Here is a 26,105-nt window from a genome sequence, read left to right as displayed (position 1 = left end):
CCCTCCAACGAGAGCGTTCGCCTCGTTGTACCGCGCGGCCCCGACGTTCAGCAAGTGCTCACTTATTCGGGGTCGGAGCCGACGATCCGGGCGCCGTCCATCAGTCCGGACTTGAGGCGCTCCCACATGTAGCGGCGGCGGGGCTTGCCGCTGCTGGTCCGCTGGATCAGCCCCGTCCCCACCACGATGGTGACCTCGACGTCCCCGCCGAGCCGCCGCCGCAGGAACTCGCGGACGTCGGCCTCCCAGGCCGCCTCACCGGTCTCGGCGAACAGCGCCACGCCCTTGGTCCCGGCGCCGGGCACGCTCGCCATCACGATGCGGCCCTTGCCCAGCTTGGTGATCTCGGCGAGCCGGGCCTCCAGGTCCTCCACGTACACGCTGCGGCCGCGGACCTTGAGGCTGTCGCCCATCCGGCCGAGCACGAACAACTGGTCCTCGTGGAAGAACCCGGCGTCGCCGGTGAAGACCCGGCCGTCGATGAACCGCGTCGACTTCGCCTGGGCGCCCGCGTAATAGCCGGGGCAGACCGACGGCCCGCCCACCACGATCTCGCCGAGGTGACCGGGCGGCAGTTCGTTGCCGTCGTCATCGACGATCGTGACGGGCACGTCCGCCTCGGGCGTCCCCGTGCCGACCACCCAGCCGGCCTTCGCGCCGAGCGAGTCGGGGCCGAGCGTGTGCGAGTCCAGGATCTTCACCGGGCTGCCGAACGACAGCGACTCGGGGTCCGGCCGCACCGCCAGCGGGTCGCGCGGCACGGCGTCCATGGTGACCAGCAGGGTGGTCTCGGCCATCCCGAACGCGGGCTTGAACGCGTGCCGGGAGAACCCGAACGGCTCCACCAGTTGCGCGAAGATCTCCAGCGCGTGCGGGTCGATCGGCTCGGCCCCGATGATCGCCGTCTGCCAGTTGGACAGGTCCACACCCTCCAACTGCTCCGGCTTGACCCGCCGGGCCGTGTACGCGTACGCGAACGGCGGGGCGGCCGTGTGCCGGGCGGTGGCGAAGCAGCGGATCCAGCGCGCCGGGTCGCGGATGAACTGGTCGGGCCGCATCAGCCGCAGGTCGGTCTGCAGGGAGATCGGCGTGAGGAAACAGCCGATCAGCCCCATGTCGTGGTAGAGCGGCAGCCAGGACGCCACCTCCTGGCCGTCCTCGAAACCGGCCGAGCGGGCGATCAGCTCGCAGTTGGACTCCAGGTTGTCCCAGGTCACCATGACCCCGCGCGGCTCCCCGCTGGAGCCGGAGGTGAACTGGAGCAGCGCCAGCTCCCCCACCTCGCGGACGTCGGCCTCGACCTCGGCCTGCCGGGGCCGCACCGGACCGGCCTCGATCCCCGCGGCGGCCAGGGCGCGCCCGGTCAGGTCCTCCAGCCCCTCGGAGGCCAGGGTCAGCCGCGGCGCGGCCTGCCGCAGGATGGCGGCCACGTGGGCCACGTAGTCGTCGCCGTCCTGGAACAGCGGCGGGGTGATCAGGCAGACCGTCGCCCCGGCCGCCCACACGCCGAAGTAGGTCTCGATGCAGGTGAAGTCGGTGGGGAGGACCACGCAGACCACGTCGCCGGGCCGTACGCCCTCCTCGATCAGCGTCTGCGCGGTCCGCCGTGCCGCGGAGGCCAGCGACGGGTAGTCGCGGTACTCCCACGTGCCGTCGTCGGCGGCCAGGCGGATGCCGCGGTCGGCCCGCGGCTTGTCCAGCCAGTCGCGCAGCGCTGAGGTCATATGGCGCATCCCTTTCCGAGGCCCGGCCACGCGGCGTTCACGGTCGCCCACGTGACTAGGGGGTAACTTCACCAGCGGGTGCGCATTTTCGTCAACCGGAAGCAGATCCGTCCACTCGGGACCATCACCCCGAACCGGACCCGGCGGGTGGCCGTGCAGGACCCCGGACGACCCTCACTTTTGTGCGATGCGTGATGAACACGGGTGTCCGCATGTTGCGGCACGTGCATACGGGTGTCGTACGGTCGCGCCGCCGACGTCCTCACGAGTGAGGCGAGTCACACGCCGGATCGCTCGCGCAGGACCAGTCGGGCCACCAGACGCCAGCCGAGCAACTCCATCGCGAGGAAGGCCGTCGCCACGATCACGAACGCCACCGCGGTGCCCTGACCGGACACCGCCCGCAGCAGCATGCCGCCCGCCACCGTGATCGCCCAGACACCCGCCCCGGTGGGCACCGGCGCCGACGGCCCGGGCTCGCGCCAGGCTCGCAGCACCGCCCATCCCAGGGCCAACGCCGCCAGGAACGGCCACGCGGTGCCGGCGAACCCGGACAGGCTCCCGGACTCCTCATGGTTGGCCCGCCCGATCGCGACGAAGATCAGTACGCTCGCGACGTCGAGGCCCCCGGCCACCCATGCACGCATGTTCCGAGGCTATCGACCCCGCTCCGCCCCTCCCCCACGGCGTTGACCTCCCGTGGGCGTCCGCTGAGGTTCCCCGGACCGGTGAACGGCAACGAACGGCACGAACGGATCGCCGGACGAGGGAGGATCATGGTCGAGCTGTTCCCCGCCATACCGCTGGCGGAGTGGGCCGACACCAAGGAGACGTTCCACCGGTTCGCCCAGATCGTGGGCAAGGTCCGGCTGGCGGCCAGCGTGCGGCGCAACCACTGGTGGAACGTCCCCTTCCACCTGACCGGCCGCGGCCTCACCACCCGGCCCATGGGCACGCCCGGCCGGACGCCGGTGTTCTGCATCGACTTCGACCTGGTGGGCCACCGGCTGATCGTGGACCGACTGGACGGCCGCAGCGTCGCCTTCCCCCTCGTCGGCCTGTCGGTGGCCGCGTTCCACCGCGCGCTCTTCGACGCGCTGGCGGACCTGGGGATCGAGGTCGACATCCTGGCCGTCCCCTTCGATCTGAACGACGACACCCCGTTCGCCGAGGACACCGCGCACGCCGCGTACGACCCGGCGGCGGTCACCCGCTACTGGCAGGTCCTGTCCCAGGTCGCGCTGGTGCTGGAACGGTTCGCCGCGGATTTCTGCGGCAAGATCAGCCCGGTCCACCATTTCTGGCACACCTTCGACATCGCGGTCACCCGGTTCACCGGCCGCATCGTGGGCGCGGAGCCGAAGGCGGACCCGGTCACCCGTGAGGCCTATAGCTGGGAGGTCATCAGCGCCGGTTTCTGGTTCGGCGACAAGGAACGCCCGTGGCCCGCGTTCTACTCCTACACCGCCCCCGAACCCGACGGCCTGGGAAAGGAGCCCCTGAGCCCCGCCACGGCCGCCTGGGAGGGCACCGACGGCAGTCACCTGGCCATCCTGCGGTACGACGACGCCCGCGCCGCCGAGGACCCGGTGGCGACCGTCCTGGAGTTCCTGAGCAGCGCCTACGAGGCCGGAGCCCGCAGAACCGGCCGCGACCTGGCCGCGCTGGCCAGCCCGCACGGAGTGACCGATCCTCAACTCGACGAACGGAATTGATCGCCCCCGAAAACGACACGAGGCCGATTCCCCGAATTCGGCAATCGGCCTCGCACCTTCGTGGTAGCGGGGGCAGGATTTGAACCTGCGACCTCTGGGTTATGAGCCCAGCGAGCTACCGAACTGCTCCACCCCGCGGCGATGTCCCAACTCTATGAGGCCCGAACCCCTTACGCAAACCAACGGCCCCACAGGGTGTCGCCCACCCGGCCACCCCACCTCCCCCTAACCACAAACCGACCACCCCCGACCCCGGAACGGTCGGGGCTTTGTGGGATCGGGGGCCGGGTGGGTGTCACGGGTTCGTGGGTGTCACGGGTTCGTGGGGGGTCACGGGTTCGTGGGGGGTCACGGGTTCGTGGGGGTCAGGAAGACGATCAGGTTGTCCCGGTAGCTGCGGCGGGAGCGGTCGAAGGAGCCGGCGCAGGTGATCAGGCGCAGGCCCGGGGATCGGCCGTCGCCGCCGTAGACCTCGGCGTCGGGCACGCGTCTCTTCGGGAAGCGGGCCAGCCTGTGGGTCATGAAGACCACCGACGTGCCGTCGGCGCGGTCGACGTGGACGCGGTCGCCGACCCTCATGCGGCGGAGCCGGTAGAACACCGCCGGTCCGGAATGGGAGTCGACGTGTCCGGCGATCACCGCGTTGCCGGGCTCGCCCGGCTCGGGGCCGGCGCGGTTCCAGCCGACCACGTCGAAACGCGTCGGGGCGATGAGCCGTCCGTGCCGGTCGAGCCCCAGCGGGATCACCCGGGTGGACACGCCGATCGCCGGGATACGGAGTCGTACCGGGTCGGCGGCCGGTCGGCCGGCGCCGGGCGGGGGGCCGCCCGGACCCGACCCGCCGGGTGCCGGGGCGTCGGGCCTCCGGACGTCCGGGGCGGTGGGCGGGGTGGCGTGGGTGACGGGTTCGGCCGCGGGGGCGGAGACGTCCTCGGCGACCGTTCCCCCGCCGCACGCGGTGGCGAGCACGGTGGTGAGCGCAAGGCCGAGGGCGGCCGCGACGATCAGAGCGTCGCGACCGCCCCCCGCGAAGGGTCGGCGTGGCATGCTCAGCGGTGCCACCGCACGCCGCGGCGCAGGAAGAGAACTCCCGCGAACCCGGCGAAGCACGCCGCCGCTCCCATCGCGAACAGCAGGTCCGACGATCCGGCCCCCTCCTCGGCCGTACCTCCGAAACCTGTGTCGACGCCACCTCGCGGCACCCGCCCGTCGCCGTCGTCATCATCGGCGTGGGCGGCCGCGGTCATGACCGGGTGGCCGAACGAGTCCGTGGGTCCGGCCATCATCACCGTGGCCCCCATCAGACCGAAGGCCATTGCGCACGCCACGAGCACCCGCTGCACTATGAGGCTCACGACATCCTCCCCGTGTTCCGCCCGGGCCTTTTCCCCGGGCACTTCTCCAGGATGGGAGGGCGGCATTGGGCCATCATGAGCGCCGAATGAGAGCTCCTTAATGCGCAGGGCCCACCGCGGCCGGCCGGGAAAGCATCAGAGGCCGGCCCCTGAGGGACCGGCCTCTGATTCGTGGTAGCGGGGGCAGGATTTGAACCTGCGACCTCTGGGTTATGAGCCCAGCGAGCTACCGAACTGCTCCACCCCGCGTCGCTTCGTGCTCGTTCACTCTACGGCCATCCGGGGGTCAAGGCCAAATCGTTTCCCGCCTAGGGGCACACGGGGACGTCGCCGCGGCCCGTGCGGAGGGCGTCGAGGGCGGTGACGGCGGTGTGCAGGGTGTCGGCGCGGATCAGGCGCAGGCCCTTGGGGACGGCGTCCTTGGCGTCGGCGCAGTTGCCGGCGGGGGTGAGGAAGACGGTGGCGCCGGCCTCGCGGGCGGCGATCATCTTCTGCTGGATGCCGCCGATCGGACCCACCTGCCCGTCGGGCTCGATGGTGCCGGTGCCGGCGATGAACCTGCCGTTGGTCATCGAGCCGGGAGTGAGCTTGTCCACGATGGCCAGCGAGAACATCAGGCCGGCGCTCGGTCCGCCGACGTCGCCGGTGGTGATGGTGACGTTGAAGGGGAACTTGTAGTCCTCGCCGAGCACCACCCCGACCACCGCGCGGGCCCGGTCGCGGGGGGACGCGACGGTGGTCATGGCGATGTCCTGCCGCCTGCCGCCGCGCAGCACGGTGAGGGTGACCCGGTCACCGGGCCGGCGGGACCCCATGTCACGGGTGACGGCCTCGACGCCGGTGACCTTCTTGCCGTCGACGGCGACGATCTCGTCGTCGGGGCGCAGCCGGCCGTCGGCGGGCAGGCCCTTCTGGACCGAGCCGACGAGCACGCGGGCGCCGACCGGGATCTTCATCTCCATCAGGGCGGCGGCGACGGCCTTCTGCTGGGAGTCCTCCATCTGGCGGACGTTCTCCTGCTCGACCTCCTTCACCGACTCGTCCCGGGGGAAGATGGTCTCCTCGGGGACGATCGCGGTGTCGCCGTCCAGCCAGCCGCGCAGCGCGGTGAGCAGGTCGATCCGGTTGCCGGGGCCGCCCCGGTAGGCGACGGTGGTGAAGTTGAGGTTCCCGCCGTCCTCGTACACCCGGTGCCCGTCGATGCGGATCACCGGTTTGCCCTCCCCGGTCTTGGCCAGCGTGTTGTACGTGGGACCGGGGGTGAGGGCCACGTACGGCACCGGCAGCAGCACTCCGACGACACCCAGCACCAGGATCAGCGCGCTGGCGGCGACCAGCGTGGCGGCACGGCGAGACATAGGGGCAAGGCTATCCCCGCGTCAGCAGGCGCCGACCCACTCCTCCCCGCCGTCGGCGAACCGCTGGTGCTTCCAGATGGGCACCTGCGACTTGAGATCGTCGATCAGCCGGCGGCAGGCGGTGAACGCCTCGGCGCGATGCGGGCAGGACACCGCCACCACGACCGCCAGGTCGCCGATCTCCAGGTCCCCGACACGGTGGACGGCGGCCATCGCCCTGACCGGGAGGTCCGCGGCGATCTTCTCCATCACCGTGCGCAGCCCCCGCTCCGCGGAGGGGTGCGCGCTGTACGACAGCCGCGTGACGGGCCGTTCGTGATCGTGGTCGCGCACGGACCCGACGAACAGGGCGGTGCCGCCGGCGCCCGCGTCGCCGACGGCCCCCCAGACCTCGTCCACCGACAGCGGGGTGTCACGGATGCCGATGAGGCGAATGACGTCAACGTCCACGGTGGGAAGGCTACCCGTCCGTTTCGTCTTCGTCCGGAAGGTCCGGCTCCAGCGTCGCCGCCAGCGCGTCGGCCAGGGCGGGCACCAGGTCCGGGCCGGACAGCACCTCGTCGTCGGCGTCGTGGTGGCGCAGCCGCAGCGCGGAGTGCCGTTCGCCGTCGCGCAGCACCCCGACCACCATCCGCACGTCCTCGCGCTGCGGGTGGGAGGCGGCCCACTCCACGGCGGCGTCCTCGTCCTCGGGCATCTCCTCCTCGACGCCGGGCGGCAGCACGACCCGCTCGATCACCAGCGCGCAGCCGGTGACGGAGGACGGCCAGGCGATCCGCGCCAGCGTCTCCTCGATGGAGTCGGCCTCGGGCAGTTCGCCCTGCTCCAGGGCCGCGATGGTGTCCACGTCCTCGTCCAGCTCGAGCTGTTCGGCGAGCCCCGGTTCCTGCCTGCACAGTTCGGAGCTCTGCACCAGGGCGTACAGTCGGGGCGGGGCGTCCCACCCGGCGTCGACGGCGTGGCGTTCCAGATCGAGGACGACTTCTTCCAACAGGTTCACGGGGCCCATCTTTCCCGCTTTCGGAGGCGGTCCGGAACGGGAACCCCGCGCATCCTCGATAAGTTGCATAGAAACACCGGTGGTCGGGAAGCGCATCTCTCGGGGGAGCCGCCGGGCCGAGCGAAGAAAGCGGAGGGACCCGTGACCTTCCGGACTCCCGGATTCAGCCGGCGGCTGGGTACCGGCCGGACTCGACTGCTGCTGCCCGTGCTCGTGGTGCTGGCGGCCCTGTTCGTGGCCTATTTGGTGTTCACCTCGATCTGGACCGACCTGCTGTGGTATCGGTCGGTCGGCTTCTCCTCGGTGTACACCACGCAGTTGTGGGCCAGGATCGGCCTGTTCGTCGGGTCGGGCCTGCTGTTGGCGTTGATCGTCGGGGCCAACATGGTGATCGCCTACCGGCTGCGGCCCGCCTACCGGCCGCTGTCGGTGGAGCAGCAGGGCCTGGAACGCTACCGGGTGGCGGTCGATCCGCACCGGCGGCTGATCGGCATCGGGGCGGTGGCGGTGCTGGCGCTGCTGACCGGCTCGTCCATCTCCAGCCAGTGGCCCGTCTGGCTCGCCTTCCTGAACCGGACGGAGTTCGGCCAGACCGACGCCCAGTTCGGCAAGGACATCTCGTTCTACGTCTTCACCTACCCGTTCGTCCGGCTGGTGCTGGGCTTCCTGTTCGCGACGATCATCCTGTCGCTGCTGGTGGCGGTGGTCGTGCACTACCTGTACGGGGGGCTGCGGCTGCAGGGCCCCGGCGACAAGGCCAGCCCGCCCGCCCGCGCCCACCTGTCGGTGCTGGTCGGGCTGTTCGTGCTGCTCAAGGCGGTGGCGTACTGGTTCGACCGGTACGGCCTGGCCAACTCCGAACGGGGGGCGGTCGACGGGCCCGGCTACACCGACATCAACGCGGTGCTGCCGGCCAAGTCGATCCTGGCGGTCATCGCGGTGATCTGCGCCGCGCTGTTCCTGGTCAACATCTGGCGGCGCGGCATGATGCTGCCCGGCGTCGGGCTGATCCTGATGGTGGTGGCCGCGATCCTGATCGGCGGCGTCTATCCGCTGCTGATCCAGCAGTTCCAGGTCAAGCCGGACGAGCTGGCCAAGGAGCAGCAGTACATCCAGCGCAACATCGCGGCCACCCGCAAGGCGTTCGGCGTGGACACGGCCCAGGTGGTCCCCTACGGGGCCAGGCCCGAATCGTCGAACGACGCGCTGAGCAAGGAGGCCGCCGGCCTGGCCGGGGTGCGGCTGCTGGACCCCAACGTGGTGGGCGAGACGTTCCAGCAGCTCCAGCAGGGCCGTAACTTCTACCGCTTCCCCGACGCGCTCGACGTCGACCGCTACAAGGTCGGCGGGGCCAACCAGGACGTGGTGGTGGCGGTCCGCGAGCTGTCCGGGGCTCCGGCGGGGCAGCAGAGCTGGGTCAAGGACCGGCTGGTCTACACGCACGGGTACGGCTTCGTGTCCGGGTTGGGCGACCGGCTGGCGCCGAACGGCACGCCCGAGTGGATGACCAAGGACATGCCGCCCGTCGGGCAACTGCCGATCTCCAAGCCGCAGATCTACTTCGGCGAGCGGTCCAACGGCTACTCGATCGTGGGCGGTCGGGGCCAGCAGGAGCTGGACTACCCCGACGACAGCGCGGCCGGGCAGCGCAACACCACCTACGACGGGCGCGGCGGCGTCGGGATCGACTCGTTCTTCAACAAGCTGCTGTTCGCCACCAAGTTCCAGGACCGCAACATCCTGCTGTCCGGCGCGATCAACGACGGCGCCAAGATCCTCTACAACCGGACGCCGCGCGAGATGGTGCAGCGGGTCGCGCCCTGGCTGACGCTGGACGGCGACCCGTACCCGGCGGTCGTGAACGGCCGGGTGCTGTGGCTCCTGGACGGCTACACCACCTCCAACGCCTACCCGTACTCGGACCGGGTGAGCCTGGGCGACGCCACCCGCGACACCGTCACCGACACCCGATCGGCGGTGGCCAAGCAGGCCAACGACCACGTCAACTACATGCGCAACTCCGTCAAGGCCACGGTGGACGCCTATGACGGGTCGGTGCGGCTCTACGAGTGGGACGAGACCGACCCGGTGGCCAAGACGTGGAAGAAGGTCTTCGGCAACACGGTCCAGCCCAAGGCGTCCATCCCGCCGGACCTGCTGAGCCACTTCCGCTACCCGCAGGACATGTTCAAGGTCCAGCGGCAGGTGCTCAAGCGCTACCACGTGACCCAGGCGGCGGCCTTCTACGGCGCCCAGGGCTTCTGGGAGGTCCCGCAGGACCCGACGGCGGAGGGCAAGACGCAGCCGCCGTACTACCAGAGCCTGAAGCTGCCGGGCGACGCGGCGGCGCAGTTCTCGCTGACCACCGTGTTCAATCCGCGCGGCCGTCCCAACCTGGCGGCGTTCATGGCGGTCGACTCCACGCCGGGCCCCAACTACGGGCGCATACGGATCCTGGAGCTGCCGCGCAACTCGTTGGTCCAGGGGCCGGGCCAGGTCCAGAACACCTTCGAGGCCGACACGGTGCTCAAGGAGATCCTGAACAAGCTCCGGATCGGCGGCACCCGGACGGTGCCGGGCAACCTGCTGACCCTGCCGTTCGCCGGCGGTCTGCTGTACGTCGAGCCGATGTACGCGCAGGCGGCCGGAGGGTCCCAGCAGGAGCCGTACCCGGTGCTGCGGCAGGTGCTGGTGGCCTTCGGGGACAGGGTCGCCGCCGGGGTGACCTTGAAGGAGGCGCTGGACCTGCTGTTCAAGGGCGGCGACATACCCGGTGGCGAGACCCCGACGCAGCCGCCGCCGGGCGGTCAGGGTCCGGGGCAGCTCAGCGAGGAGGCCCAGAAGGCGCTGGCCGACGCCCTGCGGTACCTCAAGGAGGGCCAGGACGCGCTGAACAAGACGCCACCGGACTGGACGGCCTACGGCGAGGCGCAGCGGAAGCTGCAGGACGCCCTCACCCGGGCCCAGCGCGCCGGCGTCGAACGTCCGCCGGCGACCCCGGCCCCGACGCCCACCACGACCCCGAGTCCCACGCCGACTCCCTGACGCACGAACGGAACGTGGCCCGCCCCCGAGCTCGGGGGCGGGCCACGCCGCTTTTCGTACCCCGAGGGGTCAGACGCGGGCCACGCAGTCGTACACGGCCGACAGCAGCCCGTCCGTCCGGGGGTCGGGCCGCAGGCCGAAGTACAGCCGGTTCGGGACGTACGCGAAGGCGAGGCCGTGGTCGGGGTCGGCGAAGCCGAGGGAGCCGCCGGCGCCCGCGTGGCCGAACGACGACGCACCGACCCGCACGCCCAGCGACCCGGCGAGGTGGAAGCCGCTGCCGAAGTCGGTGTCGATCTCCAGGACGGCGTCCGGCCCCCGGGACCGGCGCGTCCGCGCGTCGGCGAGCGCGGCCTCCCCCAGCGGCGAGGTCAGGTCGCCGAAGCCGAGCAGGGCCGCGTACAGGCGGGCGACTCCCCCGGCGGTGGCGTAGGAGTTCGACGAGCACAGTTCGGTGGTCCGCAGCCTCGACTCGTTCCACATGCTGTCGTACTTGAAGAGGCCGCCCGGCGCCGCACCCGCACGGCGGAGCAGGGACTCCTCGGGCAGCGACGCCCAGTACCGGAAGTACTCCAGGCCGGGCGGGATGATCGAGGCGGCCCGGTCCTCCTGGGCCCCGGTCAGCCCCAGATGCCAGTCCAGCCCCAGCGGTGCGGCGATCTCGGCGGCGAAGTACGCGCCGACGGTCGTGCCGGCGCAGCGCCGGAACGCCTCGCCGACCAGCCAGGAGAACGTGCGGATGTGGTAGCCGTGGTCGCCGTCGGGCCGCCACACGGGCCGTTGGGCCTCCAGGGCGCGGATCACCGGCTCCCAGGCGAGCACCGAGCCGAGGTCGAAGTCGCCGTCGATGACGGGCAGGCCGGCACGGTGGCTGAGCACGTGCCGAAGGGTGATCGTCTCCTTGCCCGCCCGGCCGAACTCCGGCCAGTAGTCGCAGATCGGCCGGTCGAGGGGGATCCCGTCGCGTTCGGCGAGATGGAACACGGCCGTCGTGCTGAGCGCCTTGGTCATCGAGAACACCAGCGCGATGGTGTCCGGGCTCCAGGGCCGACCGGTCGGCGGATCGGCCAGACCGCCCCAGAGGGACGCCACCTCCCGTCCGTCGTGCCAGACGCTGACGGCGGCGCCGACCTCACCGTGGTCGGTGAAGTTGCGGCGGAACGCGGAGGCGACCGCCGCGAAGCGGGGCTCGGCCCAGCCGTCGACACCCGGCCGGTGCGGGGCGCCGGCCGTCATCGGGTGACCGGCCTTCGCTCGGGTGCCGCGCCGAGGACGATCGTGGCGGAGCCGGCGGGCTCGTGGCGCGCCGGCTCGAGGGTGAAGCCGTAGACGACGCGGTCGGATCGGGTCCAGACCTGGCACAGCTCCGCCGCGGCCCCGGTCAGGGGCTCGTGCGCGATCTCCTCCAGGTACTGGACCGGGGCGCCCGCCGGCACGTCGAGCAGGCCCGCGGTCTCCTCGTCGGCGGCGACCGCGCACAGCCGCCGCTGTCCGGGGGCCTTCTCCCGGTCGCCGTCGTCGGCGGGGTGCCGCATCCCCTGCGTGGGCGGGCCCACGTCGAGCCTCGCCCAGCGCACGATCACCCCCAGCGGGCCGTCCTGGTCCCGCCGCAGGGCGGTGATCTTCACGACGGGCGCGCCGGGGGCCGACTCCAGGGCCTGCGCCACCTCCTCGGGCATGGTCGTGTGGTACGTGCTGAGCTGCACCGTCTCGGCTCCCTCACCGTCGCCGGTGAACGCCTCGATCGCGTGGACGAGGTCGTCCCGGGGCGCGGCGGGGGGCACGGACACGAAGGTCCCCCGGCCGTGCACCTGCGTGATGAGGCCCTCGCTCACGAGGATCGCGAGCGCCTTCTTCAGGGTGCCGCGGGACACGGTGAAGTCCTCGGCGAGGCGGAGCTCGGCCTTCAGCCGGCCGCCCGGCGGCCATACGCCGGTCTCGATGAGGGTCTTGATGTACGCGGCCACCTGCCGGTGCAGCGGGTCGGGCCCGTACGGCACCAGGTGGGGAGGGGGAGCGACCAGGGGCCGCCCGGCGGCCTTGTCCGAGCGGCCTCGGTCGATCCATGGTGGAAGCAATGTCGGTCACCTCGCGGGGGTATGCACTGACTCGCGCGTCGGGGGGATTGTGCCGGGTGCGTGTCCTACGATCGCAGCTCCCGCCAGCGGTGACAGGAGACGGTGACACCCTCCGGGGTGGTCTCGGCCGTGGGCCGCCGGTTCCGGCACACGTCGGTGGCGAACGGGCAGCGCGGCGCGAAGTTGCACGAGTCGTTCGGCAGGGCGGCCCGCGAGGGGGCCGGCTGCGGCGCCGTCGTCGAGCGGCGGGCGCGCTGCCGGTCCGGGTCGGGCACGGGGGCGGCGGCCAAGAGGGCCTTGCTGTACGGGTGGGCGGGGCGTTCGTGGACGGTGGCGGCGGGTCCGGACTCCATGATCCGTCCGCCGTAGAGCACGACGACGCGGTGGGCGACGTGCCGGACGACGGTGAGGTCGTGGGAGATGAACAGGTAGCCGAGGTCGAAGTCCCCCTGCAGCTCGCGCAGCAGGTTGAGCACCTGGGCCTGCACCGACAGGTCCAGCGCGCTGACCGCCTCGTCGCAGATCACCAGCGCCGGTCGGACGATGAGGGCGCGGGCGATCGCGATCCGCTGACGCTGGCCGCCGGAGAACTGCGCGGGGTAGCGGTCGGCCGCCGCGGCGGGCAGCCCGACGCGTTCCAGCATGTCGCCGACCTTGGCGGCGACCTCGTGGCGGTCGAGGGACTGCCGTCGCAGCGCCTCGGAGAGGGTCTGCCCGATGGTGCGGGCCGGGTTCAGCGAGCTGTAGGGGTCCTGGAAGACGACCTGGAGCCGGGCGCTCAGCTCGCGGCGGGCCTTGGGCGACGCGTGGCCGATGTCGGCGTCGTCGAGGGCGACGGTGCCGCTCTTGATCGGCGTGAGCCCGAGGATCGCCCGTCCGATGGTCGACTTGCCCGAGCCGGACTCGCCGACCAGCCCGACCGTCTCCCTGGGGGCGATGGAGAAGCTCACCCCGTCGACGGCGCGGACCGGAGGGCGGCGGCGTCCGGAGCGGTACTCGACGGTCAGGTCCCGTACGTCGAGCAGGCCGGTTGCTGTGGGTGTCGTCATGCCGGGTCCAGCTCCTGGTGGTGGATGCATCGGGTCTGCCGGCCGGGCGCGGGTGTCAGCAGCGGGATGGCCTTGACCGCGCACGCGTCGGTCGCGTGGCCGCACCGGGGCCGGAAGTGGCAGCCCTGCGGCCGCTCGCCCGGCGGCGGCACGGTCCCCTCGATGGCGGGCAGGGTCTCGCCCGGCGTCGCCCGGTGCGGGTCGGACGCCAGCAGACCCGCCGTGTACGGGTGGAGGGGCGCGGTGAAGACCGACGACACGGGCGACTGCTCGACCACCTGGCCGGCGTACATGACGATGGCGCGGTCGCACAGGTCCGCGACGGTCCCCCAGTCGTGGGTGATGAGCAGGATGCTCATGCCCCGGGAGTACTTCAGCTCGCGCAGCAGGTCGAGGATCTCGGCCTGCACGGTCACGTCGAGCGCGGTGGTCGGCTCGTCGGCGATGAGCAGCCGGGGTTCGCCGGCGAGGGCGCGGGCGATGGAGACGCGCTGGGCCATGCCGCCGGACAGTTCGTGCGGGTAGCGCCGGGCGACGTCGTCCGGGTCGGGAAGGTGGACGCTCTCCAGCAGTTCGACGACGCGACGGCGGGCCTCCCGCCTCGACAGCCCGTGGTGCCGCCGGACGACCTCGGTGAGCTGGCTCCCGACCGTGAACGCCGGGTCCAGGCTGATCAGCGGTTCCTGGGAGATCAGGGCGATCTCCTTGCCGCGCACCCGCCGCAGCTCCTTGGCGGACGCGCGGGCGAGGTCCCGACCGGCGAAGCGGATCTCGCCGGCGGTCACCTCCAGTCCGCGCGCCAGGATGCCGATCAGGGCGCTGGCGGTGACCGATTTGCCGCAGCCGGACTCACCGACGATGGCGACGGACTCCCCCTCGGCGATGTGGAAGGCCACGTCCTCGACCAGGCGGGTATCGCCCAGGCCGACGGTGAGGCCGCGCACCGCCAGCAGCGCCCCGTCCGGGATGTCGGCGGTGGCCGTCTCCTGGACGAGCGGCGGCGCGGCCTTGCGGGAACGGGCCGGCGGGGCCGACCAGCGTTCGACGGCGGTGTCCCGGACCGCGTCGCCGAGCAGGCCGAGCGCGAGGATGGTGAGGGCGATCGCCATCCCGGCGGGCCAGATCAGCCAGGGGTTCACCAGCAGGACGGTGGTCCCGTCGGCGACCATGCCGCCCCAGCTCGGGGCCGGGGTGGCGACCAGCAGGTGGAGGAAGGCCAGGCCGGTCTGCACGGTGAGCGCCACCGCCGCCAGGATCGAGACCTGGACGACGGTGGGGCCGACGATCCGCGGCAGCACGTGGCGGGTGATGATGTACGGCCGGGACAGCCCCGCGACCTGCGCGGCCTGGACGTACAGCTCCTGCCGGGTGGACAGCGTCGCGGCGCGCACGACCCGCATCAGGCCGGGGGCGGCCAGCACGCCGAACGTGGTCATGCCGGCGATCATGCTGCCCGGGAAGACCGACAGCACGACGATGACGATCGCGATCGCCGGGGTGGAGAACGCGAGGTCGGCCAGCCAGGTGACGGCCCGGTCGATCCAGCCGCCGAAGAACCCCGCGGCGAGCCCGAGCGAGACGCCGAGCACGATCATCACGACGACGGCCTCGACGACGCCCAGCGCGGTCACCCGCGTCCCGACGAGCAGGCGTTCGAGCACGTCGCGGCCGACCGTGTCGGTGCCGAGCAGGTGGTCGCCGCTCGGCCCCTGGTTGGCGGCGAGCAGGTCGCCGGCCTGCTGGTGCGCGACGTCGGGCAGCAGCATCGGCGCCACGACGGCCACGACGGCCACGAGCGCCAGGTAGGACAGGCACACCACGGCGAGCGGTCGCCGCAGCAGTCGGCGCGCGAACCCCGGAGCGGGGGCGGCGGGGGTGGGCTCCGCGACCGGAGCGGCGGCGACGACGGCGGTCATCGGACACGCACCTTCGGGTCGAGCCAGGTATAGGCGAGGTCGATGGTCAGGTTGATCACGACCACGATGGCCGTGAAGAACAGCGCGACACCCTGCACCATGGGCAGGTCGTGCTGCACCGCCCCGCCGACGACCAGGGAGCCGAGACCGGGCAGCGCGAAGACGCTCTCCACCAGGATCGTTCCGCCGAGCATGCTCACCGCGAGCACGCCGAGGACCGTCACGACCCGCGAGGAGGCGTTCTTCAGCGCGTGCCGCATCACCAGCGACCACTCGCCGAGGCCGTTCGCGCGGGCGACCCGGATGTACTCGCTGCCGAGCACGTCGAGCATGGCCTCCCGGGTCTGCTTGGCGATGCCGGCCAGTCCGTACAGGGACAGGGCCGCGACGGGGAGGACCAGGGAGCGCAGCCACTCGCCCGGCGACTCGGCGAACGGCACGTACCCCGTGGAGGGGAACCAGCCGAGCCACACCGAGAAGACCACGATCAGCTCGGCCCCCAGCCAGAACGCCGGCAGCGCGAACCCGACCAGGGCGAGGGTGTCGATGGCGCGCCCCATCAGCCCGCCCCGCAGCGCGGACACGACGCCGAGGCTCACCCCGGCCAGCACGCTGACCAGCAGCGATCCGGCCATCAGCGAGGCGGTCACCGGGAAGCGCTGGCCGATCGCGTCGGTCACCGCCTGCCCGTTGAACGCCGACGCGCCGAGGTCGCCGCGGAGGGCGTCGGTGAGCCAGCGCCAGTACTGCTCCCACAGCGGCAGGTCCAGGCCCATGGCGTGCCGGAGCTGCTCGTACGACTCGGGTGCGGCGTTGGGGCCCAGGATGCTGCGGGCCGCGTCGCCGGGCGCGAGCGTGGTCAGCGCGAAGCTGAGCAGCGACACGCCGAGCAGCAGCGGGATCGCGGTGAGCAGGCGGCGGCCGATCACTCCGAGCATCGGGTGGCCGCCCGTCAGCAGGCCCCGCAGGCGCGCGGCCCCGGCGGTGCCGCCGGTCCGCGCGCCCTTGAGGGTGGAGGAGGTGGCGCTCATCGCGCCGGACGCCACTCGGCCGGGTACGGGAAGCCGGTGCCGGCGCTGAAGTCGACGCCGGTCACGCCCTTGTTCACGTACCAGATCGAGTCGATGGCGGCGACGGGCAGGTTGTAGGCGTCCTCGACGCCGCGCCGGGACATGGCCTTCGCCGTCTCGGCGGTGTCGGCGGCGACCGCCCCCTGCGACCACAACCCGTTGAGCTTCGGGTCGCTCCAGCCGTGCTGGTTCAGGCCGTTCTTGGGCGCGAGGTAGAAGACGTAGAACATGTACATCGGCAGGACGGGCTGCTGGACGAACCCGGTCGCGGCGTACTTCTTGGAGAAGAGCTGCGTGCCGTACTGGGCCTGGGTGCCGCCGCTGGTGATCTTCAGGGTGACGCCGACGGCGGCGAGGTACTTGCCGATCGCCTGCACCACCGGGTCGCCCAGCATCTGCGCGAACCCCATGGACGTCACCGGCAGCGTGAAGCCCTCGGCGTATCCGGCCTCGGCGAGGAGCGCCTTGGCCTTGGCCGGGTCGTAGGCGTAGTGCTCGTCGAGGGCGGGGTCGGTCCCGTCCAGCGTGGGCGGCTGCGACGTGGGTGTCGCGTACTCGCCGAGCAGGCCCTTCACCAGGGTCTTGCGGTCGACGGCGTGGTTGAGCGCCCGCCGGACCCGGACGTCGCCGAGCGGCTTGGCGAGCGCGCCCTTGCGGTCGAGGAAGATCAGCCCGTCCCAGCCGGACTTCTTGCTGACGATCTGCAGCCCCGCCGACTTCGCCTGCTTGGCGGTGGTGACGTCGCCGGGGGCCACGTCGATCTGACCGGACCGGATGGCCGCCAGCATCGTCGACGGCTGCGAGATCACCTTGATGACGATCTTCTTGTAGTGGATCCGCGAACGGTCGTAGTAGTGCGGGTTCGGAACGTACGTGTAGTGGTCGTTCGTCACCGTCTGCGACGGATCGATCATGTACGGACCGGCGCCCCGGGTCTGCGTGGCCAGCGACTTGGGGTTGGCGACGCCGGCGGGGGACGCCACGTCGCCGATGTTGTAGACCTGCGAGAGCAGGTAGGGCAGCACCGGGTTGGGCTCGGAGAGGTGGAGGACCACCTTGGAGGTCCCCTGCGCCTCGATCGTCTTCGCCGCGATGTTGGCCGCGAACGGGCTGCCGGACTTGAAGAAGAAGTACTCCAGCCAGCCCTTGACCGCCTGCGCGTCGACCGGGGAGCCGTCGGAGAACTTGGCACCGGTCCGCAGGGTCAGCTCGAACCGCTTGTTGCCCGTGCCGACGTACTTCCACGACGTGGCGAGGCCGGGGCCGATGGTGCCGTCGGCCTTGAGGTAGGTGAGCGGCTCGTTCGCGAGGGACAGGAACAGCGTCTGCTGACCCGACCCGTTGGCGGCCGGGTTGAGGTTGGTCGGCGGCGTGGTCAGCCCGACGTTGAGGACGTCGCTCCCGGTCCGCGAGCCGGCGGCGGAACCGCCGCCGCAGGCGGTGAGGGACGCGGTCGCGAGGACGGCGGTGGTCAGGACGAGCGCGGCTCCGCGCCGGGACGGGCGGCGGCTCGCCGGTAGTGGTGCACGACGCCGGTTGGGCTGCATCGCGAACGCCTCCTTGCGGGGGGTGGGAATTCCATGGGGCGCCGTGCGGGACCGTCTCCGAGGTCTGTGTCAAGGCGCAATGGCTATGGCAACGGGAGGTTAGGTGTGGGTATCGTCACTGTCAACCCTAGAGGTCCATGGAGGTCCATATGCCAATCACTCCGATCGTGAGCATGCGCGACGGCCGACGCGGCCGCCTCGCCGTGTACACGTGGGCCCCGCCCCGCCCCTCGTTCGTGGCGGTGCTCTCCCACGGCTACGCCGAGCACCTCGGCAGATACGGGCACGTGGCCGAGCATCTGGCGGCCCTGGGCGCGCTGGTGGTGGGGCCCGACCATGAGGGCCACGGGCGCAGCTCGGGCGACCGGTCGGTGATCCGCGACTTCACGCCCGTGGTCGACGACCTCCACGACGTGCTCGTCGCGGCGCGCGCCGCGCACCCCGGCCTCCCGGTGGCGGTCATCGGGCACTCGATGGGCGGCCTCATCGCGGGCCGCCTTCTCCAGACGTACCCCTCGTGCGCCGACGCCCTCGCGCTGTCGGGCCCGCTCGCCGGCCGGGAGGACTTCTTCACGGCGATGGTGGCGGGCCGCATCCCGAACGAGGCGCCCTTCGACATCGCGCTGCTGACGCGCGATGAGGCGCTGGCGCAGGCGTACGACGACGACCCACTCGTCCACCGGGGCGCGTTCCCGCTGGAGACGGCGAAGGCGGTGGCCGTCGCCTCGCACGACCTCCGCACGGGACCCCGCTTCGGACTGCCGGTGCTCCTGCTGTACGGCACCGACGACCGGATCGTGCCCATGAACGACTCGGCACCGGTGATCCGCCGACTCGGCGGCCGCCCCTACGAGGAGTTCCTCTACGAGGACGCCCGCCACGAGGTCTTCAACGAGACCGACCGCACCCAGGTCCTCACCGACCTCGGCGACTTCCTCGCACGCCACCTCGCCACGACCTGAGCACCCACACCCGACCGGCCGGCCCCACAGCGGCCGGCCGGCGCGCGGGGTGTCGGTCAGGCTCGGCGGCGTTTGCGGGCCCGGCGGACGGCTGCGGCGGCCCCGATGACGGCGACCGTGGCACCGGCGGCGGTGGCCATGGTGGCCTCCTTGCCGCCCACGCGGCGGCCGACCACGGCGTGCCGGCCGGCGGTCTCCTCCAGGAGGACGCGTAGGGCGGAGGCGTTGTCGTACACCGGCTTCCAGCCCGCCGCGCGCAGCGTGACGCAGTCGACCACCCACGGATAGGCGACGTAGTGCAGGTCGGTGGCGGGTGCGGGGGTCAGCCCGAGCCGGTGCAGGCGTTGGGCGGTGCCGAAGGTGAGGGCGGCGGGCAGCTCGAAGCGCCGTTTGCCGGTGATCTCCTCGACCTCCTCCAGCTCCAGCCAGCCGTCGCAGCCCACACCCACCACGGTGGGCGTCCGTTGGCCGACCACTCCGCCCACCTGGCCGACCTGGCCCACCACCACCTGCTCCAGGGCGGCGGCGAGGTCCTCGATGTGGCAGAACTGCCAGCACGGCGACCTGCCCTTGACGGCCAGCAGCCGCGGGGCCTCGAAATGCCGGGTGACGACCGTGTCGACCCCGGGGCCGACCAGTGCGGCGGGCCGTACGACCGTGACCGCCAGGCCCGGATGGGTGATCGGCGCGTGGGCCGCCACCTCCTCCATCTCCAGGAAGTCGCCGACGATGCTGGAGCTGGCCTCCCCCGCCACCGGGGCGTCCTCGGGGAGCGGGACCGGGTTGTCCGGCGCCGCCCCGTACACCATCGCGCTCGTGACCAGCACCACATGCCGCACCCGGGCGGCGGCGCACGCCGTCACCACGGTCTGCGCCCCCCGCACGTTGTAGGTGCGGCGTTCGCGCGGGTCCGTCTCCGGCGAGCGGTCGACATCGACGTGGACGAGGACGTCCACGTCGGCGAGCCGGTTGGACAGCAGCGGGTCGCGGACGTCCGCCACCCGCCACAGCGCGCCCGTCACGTCCCCCCGGTGGCCGTCGATCGCCACCACCTTGCGCACCTCGTCGCTCTCGACCAGCCGCCGGGCGAGCAGTCGGCCCGCACCCGTGGCCGCGCCGGTGACGGCGACGACCGGGGCGGTGCTACGCCGAGGGCGAACCTTTCCCGTTGTCAAGGCCGACGCCCCCTTCCTGAGTACGCGTCCACGCCAGGACCGACTAACGTGGCCGTATGGTCCCATCATGCCGCTTGGGGGCGACCCGATGAGTGATCTGCCCTTCGGCTTCAACAGGCCGGGCGACGACGGCGACGACTCCTCGTCCGGCAGGCCCTCAGATCCCTTCTCCGCCATGGGCGGAGACATGCGGCAGTTCGCCGACATGCTCCACCGATTCGCCGACATGATCGGCAACCAGGGCGCGCCGGGCGCCGGCGGTCCGCTGAACTGGGATCTCGCCAAGAACATCGCCCGGCATTCCGTGGCCGAGCAGGGCGACCCGTCCGTCGTGGACGCCGAGCGAAAGCAGGTGACCGAGGCCCTCCGGCTGGCCGACCTGTGGCTCGACGAGGGCACCACCCTGCCCGCGGGCATCCGCAGCCCGGAGGCCTGGAGCCGCTCGGAGTGGATCGAGCGGACCCTGCCGGTCTGGTCCACCATCTGCGACCCGATCGCCACCCGGATGGTCGAGTCGATGGGCGGCGCCCTCGGCGGCGGCCCCCTTCCCGAGGAGATGCAGGCCATGGCCGGCCCGCTGATCGGGATGGTCAAGCAGATGGCCGGCGCGATGGTCGGCGGCCAGGCCGGACAGGCGCTCGGCGCGCTGGCCCGGGAGGTGGTCGGCTCCTCCGACGTCGGCCTGCCGCTGGCCCCCGACGGGGTCGGGGCGCTGCTGCCCGCCGGGGTGGCCGCGTTCGGCGAGGGCCTGGAGCTGTCCACCGAGGAGGTGCGGCTCTACCTGGCCCTGCGGGAGGCCGCCCACCAGCGGCTGTTCGCCCATGTGCCGTGGCTGCGGGCGTACGTGCTCGGCGCGGTCGAGGACTACGCCCGGGGCATCACCGTCGACCTGTCGGGCATCGAGCAGGCGGTCGCGGGGCTGGACCTCAGCGATCCGGAGGCCCTGCAGCGGGCGTTGGGCGGCGAGCTCCAGCTCACCCCTGAGGAGACCCCCCAGCAGAAGGCCGCGCTGGCCCGGCTGGAGACCGCCCTGGCCCTGATCGAGGGCTGGGTCGACACCGTGGTCAACCAGGTCGCCGAGGGCCGGCTGCCGGGTGCGGTCAAGCTGGCCGAGGCGGTCCGCCGCCGCCGCGCCACCGGCGGTCCCGCCGAACGGACGTTCGCCACGCTGGTCGGTCTGGAGCTGCGGCCCCGCCGACTGCGTGAGGCGGGCGCGCTGTGGCGGGCACTGACCACGGCCCGAGGGGTCGAGGGGCGCGACGCGATCTGGGGCCACCCCGACCTGATGCCGCACACCGAGGATCTGGACGACCCGGACGGCTTCGTCCACGGCCGTCCCGACCAGCCCGGCCTGTCCGATCTCGACCTGTCCAAGTTCACCGACGGCCTCGACCCGCGCGACGAGGGCCGCGAGGACGACGAGGGCGAGTCCCCCGACGGCCGTCCGGAGGGGTCTTGAGCATCTGGAGCGCGCACTGCGCGCTCGGCCGTCCCTCGTGGTCGCACCGGGGCAGGGGCTGTCAGGGCCCGTTCGGCGGCTCTCCCGGCCACGGCGGCGACCATGCGGGCCACGCCCGGGGCTGCCGCAGGCCGGAGGCCCGGGGCGACGGGCACGATCCGACGTCGGCGCGGGCGCCGGCCGGCGCCGTCCGCTGGGAACGCCCGCACGACCAGGAACGCCGTCGCCGCCGGTCGATCGGCGGCTCATGACGAACGGCCGGCCGGGCCCCCTGCACGCCGACGCCATCCGCGTGCTCGAGGGCTGGCGGGCTCCCGACACCGCCCAGGACCGGCTGCGCGAGGATTTCCTGCGCCACCTGGAAACGCACCCGGACGGCGTGTGGCGCGAGTGCGTCCCCGGGCACGTCACCGCCAGCACCGCGGTCCTGGACGCCTCCGGCTCCCGGGTGCTGCTGACCCTGCACGGCAAGGTCAAGGCGTGGCTCCAACTGGGCGGCCACTGCGAGCCCGACGACACCACGCTGTCGGCCGCCGCCCTCCGTGAGGCCACCGAGGAGTCCGGCATCCCCGGTCTCCGGCTCCTCCCGGACCCGGTGCAGATCGACCGCCACCACGTCCGCTGCCATCCGGAGGGCTCCCACCACCTCGACGTCCAGTACGTGGCGGTGGCCCCGGCCGACGCCCGCCACCGGATCAGCGACGAGTCCGACGACCTGCGCTGGTTCCCCGTCGACTCCCTCCCGGAACCCACCGACGACACCGTCCGCCGCCTCGTCGCCCGCGCCACCACAGCCCTGAGCCGCACGACCTAGACCCCCGGCGGGCCACCGCCGAGCAACACCCCGGCGCTCTCCCCTCCCGAGCCGTACGAGCCCGAGGGGTTGCCGACGGAAGGGGCCCAACCCCAGGGCCGAGAACCACAACGCCGAGCCGTACGGCCTATGAGGCGATGCCAACGAGGGGCGCAGGTGCTCCCACAGTCCCCGAACCCCGCGTCGAGACCGCCCGCGCCCCTGCCGTACTGGACCGTGCGGCCAGAAGGGGCCGGTGAGGAGGGCGCCGGCGCTCTTCCCGCCTCCAAGCCCAGGCCGCTGCGGGACCGAACCGTACGCCCTGCAAGGCAGGCCCAATGAGGGCGGCGCAGGCGCTCCCCCGAGGCCCCCGCCGTGTTGAGTCGCGCGGCTAGAGGGGGGTGCCGGTGAGGAGGGCGCCGGCGCTCTTCCCGCCTCCAAGCCCAGGCCGCTGCGGGACCGAACCGTACGCCCTGCAAGGCAGTCCCAGTGAGGGTGGCGCAGGCGCTCCGCCGGGGCCCCCGCCGTGTTGAGTCGTGCGGCTAGAGGGGGGTGCCGGTGAGGAGGGCGCGGGTGGTTTCCCAGCCTTCGAGACCGGGGTCGAGGTGGCGGAGGTCGTCGGGGGTGTGGATGCGGTGCCAGCCCGGGGTCTTGCGGACCTGGCCGGGGCGGGGGGCGGCCTCGCGCAGGTGGGTCAAGGCGTCGGGGGCGGCCATCGTGGTGCCGAGGGCGGGCAGGGTGGCGGTGAGCCAGGTGGGGGCCGGGAGGCGGAGGGCGAGGGCCACCAGGCCGCCGTTCGTGGCGGGGCTCGCGGCGGCGGGGGCGGCGCCCAGCGCGCGGAACAGCTTGCCGATCATGAGGGCGGGGAGATCGGGGACGTCCGGGGCGAGCAGGACGACCTCGTCCGCGCCGAGACGGTGCAGGGCCTCCAGGGCGGCGGCGCGGGAGGGCTCTCGGATGAGGGGCGTCCCGGGCCAGGTCACGGCCTCGGCGTCGGGTTGGTCGGGAGGGTCGAGGATCAGGGCCGGGGTGACCAGTTCGAGGCCCGCCGCCACCTCGTAGGCGTCCTCCAGCAGGGCGAGCCGCAGCTCGGCGGGATCGATGCCGGGCACGGCGAGCGGTGTGTCGGGGGGTGAGGCCAGGACCGCGGCGAACCGCGTGGTCACCCGGCGGCCTCACGGGGCAGCTCGCCTTCGGCGTCCCGTTCGTCGGAGGGGCAACCGTCGCCCTGCTCGGACTGGGGCAGGTGGGCGGCGGCGGCCACGCCCTCCAGGTAGCCGCGTGCCCGTTCGGCCTTGGGGTATCCGGCGACGAGCTTCCAGAAGTGGGTGTTGTGGCCGGGAACGAGCAGGTGGGCCAGCTCATGGACGAGGACGTAGTCCACCACCCAGGGCGGCATGCCGCGCAGCCGGGTGGACAGTCGGATCGTTCCGTCGTCGGGGGTGCAGGAACCCCAGCGGGTGCGCTGGTTGTCCACCCAGCGGACGCTGACCGGCTGGGCTCTTCCGGCGAGGTGTCGCCGGGAGAGCTCCTGAGCGCGGGCGAGCAGGGCGGCGTCGCTGGGCCTGCGCCGGCGTTCACGCTCGGCGAGGCGCTCCAGGATGGTCGCGACCCACTGCTCCTCCTCGGCCTCGGTGAGCCGGGACGGCAGCAGCACCACGGTCTTGTTGCCATCGCGATAGGCGGAGACGGTCCGCCTGCGCCGCGCGCTACGGCGGACCTCCACGTTGGGGGGCTGCACACCTAGACGGTACCCAAGTTTTTGCTTCGGCCACAGGGGGTGTGCTGCGTTTTCCCAGGTCAGGATCGCTGAATCTGTAAACCTCGAACCCGGATCGCATCGCTGTGTGCTCGGTTGGGTACCTTCCGCAACAGTCTAGTCCCGGGGGGTGCACATGAGCCAGAGGTCCAAGAGGGGAACGCGCCGGCGCGGTCGGCCGGCGCCGCGTTCGCTGTCCGCCCGGATCGCCAGCGGTGTGGCCGGCGCGTTGATCGGCGGGGCGGCGGGCCGGGCGCTGCGTCCGGCGGCCCGGCGGGTGTCCCGCAGGCTGGGAGTGCCCGCCGAGTCGATGATCCTGGTGATCGAGATCACCGCGCCGGTGCTCCTGTCGATGGCGGCGGGTCGGATGGCGGAGTGCACGGCGCGCCGGCGAGGGCCGCACACGACGGCGGAGCCGCGGCCTGATCGGCTGGTCCCCCGCGGACCGCGTTCGGCGGCGTCCAGGAACTGACCCGCGGGGCACGGTCGGGCCGTCCCGGCGGACCCGGACGACGTGCCCGCGGCGCGTTCGACGCGAGGAGGCCCAGGTGAGAAAGCGCACACTTACGCGGTTGTGGCAGGTCGCCGGGGAGGGCGGCGGGCGGCCCGGGGATTGGTGGACGGTCGTTGTGGCGGGAACGAGTGGGATCCCTGACAATGAACAGGTGAGTGATCTCCCCCGCCGCGCGGTGACGCGGTCCGCGAAGCTGGCATCGCTGCCCCTCGGATTCGCCGGCCGCGCCGCGCTGGGTGTCGGGAAGCGAACCCTGGGCAAGCCGGCCGAGCTGGTGGCGCTGGAGATCCAGCAGCGCACCGCCGAGCAGTTGTTCAAGGTGCTCGGGGAGCTCAAGGGCGGGGCCATGAAGCTGGGCCAGATGCTCTCCATCTTCGAGGCCGCGCTGCCGCCCGAGATCGCCGGGCCGTACCGCGCCACGCTCACCCGGCTGCAGGAGGCGGCCCCGCCGCTGCCCGCCGCCGCCGTCCACAAGGTGCTGGCCGAGGGGCTCGGCGAGGACTGGCGGGAGCGGTTCGAGGTCTTCGACGACCGGCCCGCCGCCGCGGCCTCCATCGGCCAGGTCCACCAGGCGGTCTGGAAGGACGGCCGCCGGGTGGCGGTCAAGGTCCAGTACCCGGGTGCCGGCAAGGCCCTGATCAGCGACTTCAACCAGCTCGCCCGGCTGGGCAAGCTGTTCGCGGTGCTGATGCCGGGCATGGACATCAAGCCCATGCTGGCCGAGCTCAAGGAGCGGGTCACCGAGGAGCTGGACTACACGATCGAGGCCGAGTCGCAGCGGGCCTTCGCCGAGGCGTACGCCGACGACCCCGACTTCCACGTGCCGGCGGTCATCGCGCAGTCGGGCGACGTGTTGGTCACCGAGTGGATCGACGGCACCCCGCTGTCCAAGGTGATCAGCGACGGCACCCGGGAGGAGCGCGACCACGCGGCCCTGCTGTACTGCCGGTTCCTGCTGTCGGGGCCGAAGCGGTCGGGGATGTTGCACGGCGACCCGCATCCCGGCAACTTCCGCATCCTGGAGGACGGCCGGCTCGGGGTGATGGACTTCGGGGCGGTCGACCGCATCCCGGGGGGCTTCCAGCGCCGGCTGGGCCTGCTGTTGCGGATCGGCACCATGGCCGAGATCGAGGAGGTCGAGCAGGCGCTCCGCGACGAGGCCTTCATCCGCGAGGACGTCGAGATCGACGCCGAGTCGCTGCAGGCGTTCCTGGCCCCGATCACCGAGCCGTTCGTCACCGAGACGTTCGCGTTCACCCGGGAGTGGCTGCGGATGATGACCGCCCGGGTCACCGACCTGCGCCCCACCAACGTGGTGCGGCAGCTCAACCTGCCGCCCGAGTACGTGATCATCCACCGGGTGCTGTCGGCCGGCACCGGGGTGCTCTGCCAACTGGAGTGCGAGATCCCGGCCCGCGCCGAGGTCCTGCGGTGGATCCCCGGCTTCGCCGAGGACGAGGTCGCGCCCTCCGACGAGCACGACGAGCTCACCGCCTGACCCTGCGAACGACGCGGAACGTCGAGCGGGGCCCTGCCCGGTGATGGTGGGCAGGGCCCCGCTTTCGCGCGCGCCGGCGAGGTAGGGA

The 26,105-nt window shown here is 72.4% G+C and carries 24 protein-coding genes and 2 tRNA genes; 8 read left to right on the top strand and 18 right to left on the bottom strand.

The genetic code is table 11. From position 1 onward, the window contains the following. Nucleotides 1-62 precede the first annotated feature (62 nt). Both DFJ69_RS21070 and DFJ69_RS21065 read right to left on the bottom strand, forming a co-directional pair. Nucleotides 63-1,724 carry an AMP-binding protein gene (locus DFJ69_RS21070; RefSeq protein WP_116024196.1) on the bottom strand — a complete coding sequence of 554 codons (1,662 nt, stop codon included), beginning with the start codon at nucleotides 1,722-1,724 and terminating at the stop codon, nucleotides 63-65. 278 nt (nucleotides 1,725-2,002) lie between these two features. Continuing rightward, a complete protein-coding gene (locus DFJ69_RS21065) occupies nucleotides 2,003-2,371 on the bottom strand; it encodes a DUF3054 domain-containing protein (protein WP_116024195.1) in 369 nt (122 codons plus the stop codon). Nucleotides 2,372-2,500: 129 nt separating this feature from the next. Between DFJ69_RS21065 and DFJ69_RS21060 the strand changes: the two genes are divergently transcribed. Beyond that, nucleotides 2,501-3,439: a DUF5996 family protein gene (locus DFJ69_RS21060; protein WP_116026776.1), complete on the top strand. Its 939-nt coding sequence runs from the start codon at nucleotides 2,501-2,503 to the stop codon at nucleotides 3,437-3,439. Between the two features lie 61 nt (nucleotides 3,440-3,500). Here the strand turns inward: DFJ69_RS21060 and DFJ69_RS21055 are convergent. The 7 genes from DFJ69_RS21055 to DFJ69_RS21025 form a co-directional block, all read right to left on the bottom strand. After that, nucleotides 3,501-3,577, bottom strand: a tRNA-Met gene (locus tag DFJ69_RS21055). Between the two features lie 210 nt (nucleotides 3,578-3,787). Then, nucleotides 3,788-4,486 carry a class F sortase gene (locus tag DFJ69_RS21050; RefSeq protein WP_116024194.1) on the bottom strand — a complete coding sequence of 233 codons (699 nt, stop codon included), beginning with the start codon at nucleotides 4,484-4,486 and terminating at the stop codon, nucleotides 3,788-3,790. A gap of 2 nt (nucleotides 4,487-4,488) precedes the next feature. Continuing rightward, complete coding sequence (locus DFJ69_RS21045) at nucleotides 4,489-4,794, bottom strand: hypothetical protein (protein ID WP_147312384.1); 306 nt, start codon at nucleotides 4,792-4,794, stop codon at nucleotides 4,489-4,491. A 172-nt stretch (nucleotides 4,795-4,966) separates the two neighbouring features. Continuing rightward, nucleotides 4,967-5,043, bottom strand: a tRNA-Met gene (locus DFJ69_RS21040). A 59-nt stretch (nucleotides 5,044-5,102) separates the two neighbouring features. Further along, entirely contained in the window at nucleotides 5,103-6,152 is a 1,050-nt protein-coding gene (locus DFJ69_RS21035; protein ID WP_116024192.1) for a YlbL family protein, read from the bottom strand. Between the two features lie 21 nt (nucleotides 6,153-6,173). Further along, complete coding sequence (locus DFJ69_RS21030) at nucleotides 6,174-6,602, bottom strand: molybdenum cofactor biosynthesis protein MoaE (RefSeq protein ID WP_116024191.1); 429 nt, start codon at nucleotides 6,600-6,602, stop codon at nucleotides 6,174-6,176. 10 nt (nucleotides 6,603-6,612) lie between these two features. Further along, a complete protein-coding gene (locus DFJ69_RS21025) occupies nucleotides 6,613-7,161 on the bottom strand; it encodes a PPA1309 family protein (protein WP_116024190.1) in 549 nt (182 codons plus the stop codon). A 132-nt stretch (nucleotides 7,162-7,293) separates the two neighbouring features. Between DFJ69_RS21025 and DFJ69_RS21020 the strand changes: the two genes are divergently transcribed. Then, complete coding sequence (locus DFJ69_RS21020; RefSeq protein WP_116024189.1) at nucleotides 7,294-10,197, top strand: UPF0182 family membrane protein; 2,904 nt, start codon at nucleotides 7,294-7,296, stop codon at nucleotides 10,195-10,197. Nucleotides 10,198-10,266: 69 nt separating this feature from the next. Here the strand turns inward: DFJ69_RS21020 and DFJ69_RS21015 are convergent, their stop codons facing one another. The 6 genes from DFJ69_RS21015 to DFJ69_RS20990 all read right to left on the bottom strand — a co-directional run bounded on the left by DFJ69_RS21015 (nucleotide 10,267) and on the right by DFJ69_RS20990 (nucleotide 17,857). Beyond that, nucleotides 10,267-11,433 (bottom strand): serine hydrolase domain-containing protein, encoded by a 1,167-nt coding sequence (locus DFJ69_RS21015; RefSeq protein WP_116024188.1) that lies wholly within the window; start codon nucleotides 11,431-11,433, stop codon nucleotides 10,267-10,269. Further along, nucleotides 11,430-12,275: a GntR family transcriptional regulator gene (locus DFJ69_RS21010; protein ID WP_116024187.1), complete on the bottom strand. Its 846-nt coding sequence runs from the start codon at nucleotides 12,273-12,275 to the stop codon at nucleotides 11,430-11,432. Before DFJ69_RS21010 ends, DFJ69_RS21015 begins: the two co-directional genes overlap by 4 nt. A 65-nt stretch (nucleotides 12,276-12,340) precedes the next feature. Continuing rightward, a complete protein-coding gene (locus DFJ69_RS21005; protein ID WP_211328677.1) occupies nucleotides 12,341-13,324 on the bottom strand; it encodes an oligopeptide/dipeptide ABC transporter ATP-binding protein in 984 nt (327 codons plus the stop codon). Beyond that, entirely contained in the window at nucleotides 13,321-15,240 is a 1,920-nt protein-coding gene (locus tag DFJ69_RS21000) for a dipeptide/oligopeptide/nickel ABC transporter permease/ATP-binding protein (RefSeq protein ID WP_116024185.1), read from the bottom strand. The genes DFJ69_RS21005 and DFJ69_RS21000 overlap by 4 nt, the downstream gene beginning before the upstream one ends. Next, nucleotides 15,237-16,271, bottom strand: coding sequence for an ABC transporter permease (locus tag DFJ69_RS20995; RefSeq protein ID WP_211328676.1), 1,035 nt, complete (start codon nucleotides 16,269-16,271; stop codon nucleotides 15,237-15,239). The genes DFJ69_RS21000 and DFJ69_RS20995 overlap by 4 nt, the downstream gene beginning before the upstream one ends. Next, nucleotides 16,268-17,857: an ABC transporter substrate-binding protein gene (locus DFJ69_RS20990; RefSeq protein ID WP_116024184.1), complete on the bottom strand. Its 1,590-nt coding sequence runs from the start codon at nucleotides 17,855-17,857 to the stop codon at nucleotides 16,268-16,270. Before DFJ69_RS20990 ends, DFJ69_RS20995 begins: the two co-directional genes overlap by 4 nt. Nucleotides 17,858-18,006: 149 nt before the next feature. Between DFJ69_RS20990 and DFJ69_RS20985 the strand changes: the two genes are divergently transcribed. Beyond that, a complete protein-coding gene (locus DFJ69_RS20985) occupies nucleotides 18,007-18,819 on the top strand; it encodes an alpha/beta fold hydrolase (RefSeq protein WP_170177730.1) in 813 nt (270 codons plus the stop codon). Between the two features lie 56 nt (nucleotides 18,820-18,875). Here the strand turns inward: DFJ69_RS20985 and DFJ69_RS20980 are convergent, their stop codons facing one another. After that, nucleotides 18,876-19,994 carry an NAD-dependent epimerase/dehydratase family protein gene (locus tag DFJ69_RS20980; RefSeq protein ID WP_245974494.1) on the bottom strand — a complete coding sequence of 373 codons (1,119 nt, stop codon included), beginning with the start codon at nucleotides 19,992-19,994 and terminating at the stop codon, nucleotides 18,876-18,878. 88 nt (nucleotides 19,995-20,082) lie between these two features. On the opposite strand from DFJ69_RS20980, the gene DFJ69_RS20975 reads away from it, so the two are divergent. Genes DFJ69_RS20975 through DFJ69_RS20970 form a run of 3 tightly spaced genes read left to right on the top strand, consistent with a single transcriptional unit; the run spans nucleotide 20,083 to nucleotide 22,267 of the window. Next, complete coding sequence (locus tag DFJ69_RS20975; protein ID WP_116024182.1) at nucleotides 20,083-21,453, top strand: zinc-dependent metalloprotease; 1,371 nt, start codon at nucleotides 20,083-20,085, stop codon at nucleotides 21,451-21,453. Beyond that, nucleotides 21,450-21,704: a hypothetical protein gene (locus DFJ69_RS33830; protein WP_147312383.1), complete on the top strand. Its 255-nt coding sequence runs from the start codon at nucleotides 21,450-21,452 to the stop codon at nucleotides 21,702-21,704. The genes DFJ69_RS20975 and DFJ69_RS33830 overlap by 4 nt, the downstream gene beginning before the upstream one ends. Next, nucleotides 21,701-22,267: an NUDIX hydrolase gene (locus tag DFJ69_RS20970; RefSeq protein WP_116024181.1), complete on the top strand. Its 567-nt coding sequence runs from the start codon at nucleotides 21,701-21,703 to the stop codon at nucleotides 22,265-22,267. The genes DFJ69_RS33830 and DFJ69_RS20970 overlap by 4 nt, the downstream gene beginning before the upstream one ends. 521 nt (nucleotides 22,268-22,788) lie before the next feature. Here the strand turns inward: DFJ69_RS20970 and DFJ69_RS20965 are convergent. After that, a complete protein-coding gene (locus DFJ69_RS20965) occupies nucleotides 22,789-23,412 on the bottom strand; it encodes a DUF2064 domain-containing protein (RefSeq protein WP_116024180.1) in 624 nt (207 codons plus the stop codon). Continuing rightward, nucleotides 23,409-23,987, bottom strand: a complete 579-nt coding sequence (locus DFJ69_RS20960; protein WP_116024179.1) for a M48 metallopeptidase family protein — start codon at nucleotides 23,985-23,987, stop codon at nucleotides 23,409-23,411. The genes DFJ69_RS20965 and DFJ69_RS20960 overlap by 4 nt, the downstream gene beginning before the upstream one ends. Nucleotides 23,988-24,141: 154 nt before the next feature. On the opposite strand from DFJ69_RS20960, the gene DFJ69_RS33825 reads away from it, so the two are divergent. Together DFJ69_RS33825 and DFJ69_RS20950 are read left to right on the top strand one after the other, a co-directional pair. Continuing rightward, nucleotides 24,142-24,477 (top strand): hypothetical protein, encoded by a 336-nt coding sequence (locus tag DFJ69_RS33825; RefSeq protein ID WP_147312382.1) that lies wholly within the window; start codon nucleotides 24,142-24,144, stop codon nucleotides 24,475-24,477. 193 nt (nucleotides 24,478-24,670) lie between these two features. Beyond that, a complete protein-coding gene (locus DFJ69_RS20950; RefSeq protein ID WP_116024177.1) occupies nucleotides 24,671-26,017 on the top strand; it encodes an ABC1 kinase family protein in 1,347 nt (448 codons plus the stop codon). Nucleotides 26,018-26,105 lie beyond the last annotated feature (88 nt).

The sequence above is a fragment of the Thermomonospora umbrina genome (assembly GCF_003386555.1).
GTDB lineage: Bacteria > Actinomycetota > Actinomycetes > Streptosporangiales > Streptosporangiaceae > Thermomonospora > Thermomonospora umbrina.
The sequence above is the reverse complement of the archived record's forward strand: the minus strand, read 5'-3'. Positions and strand labels throughout refer to the sequence as shown.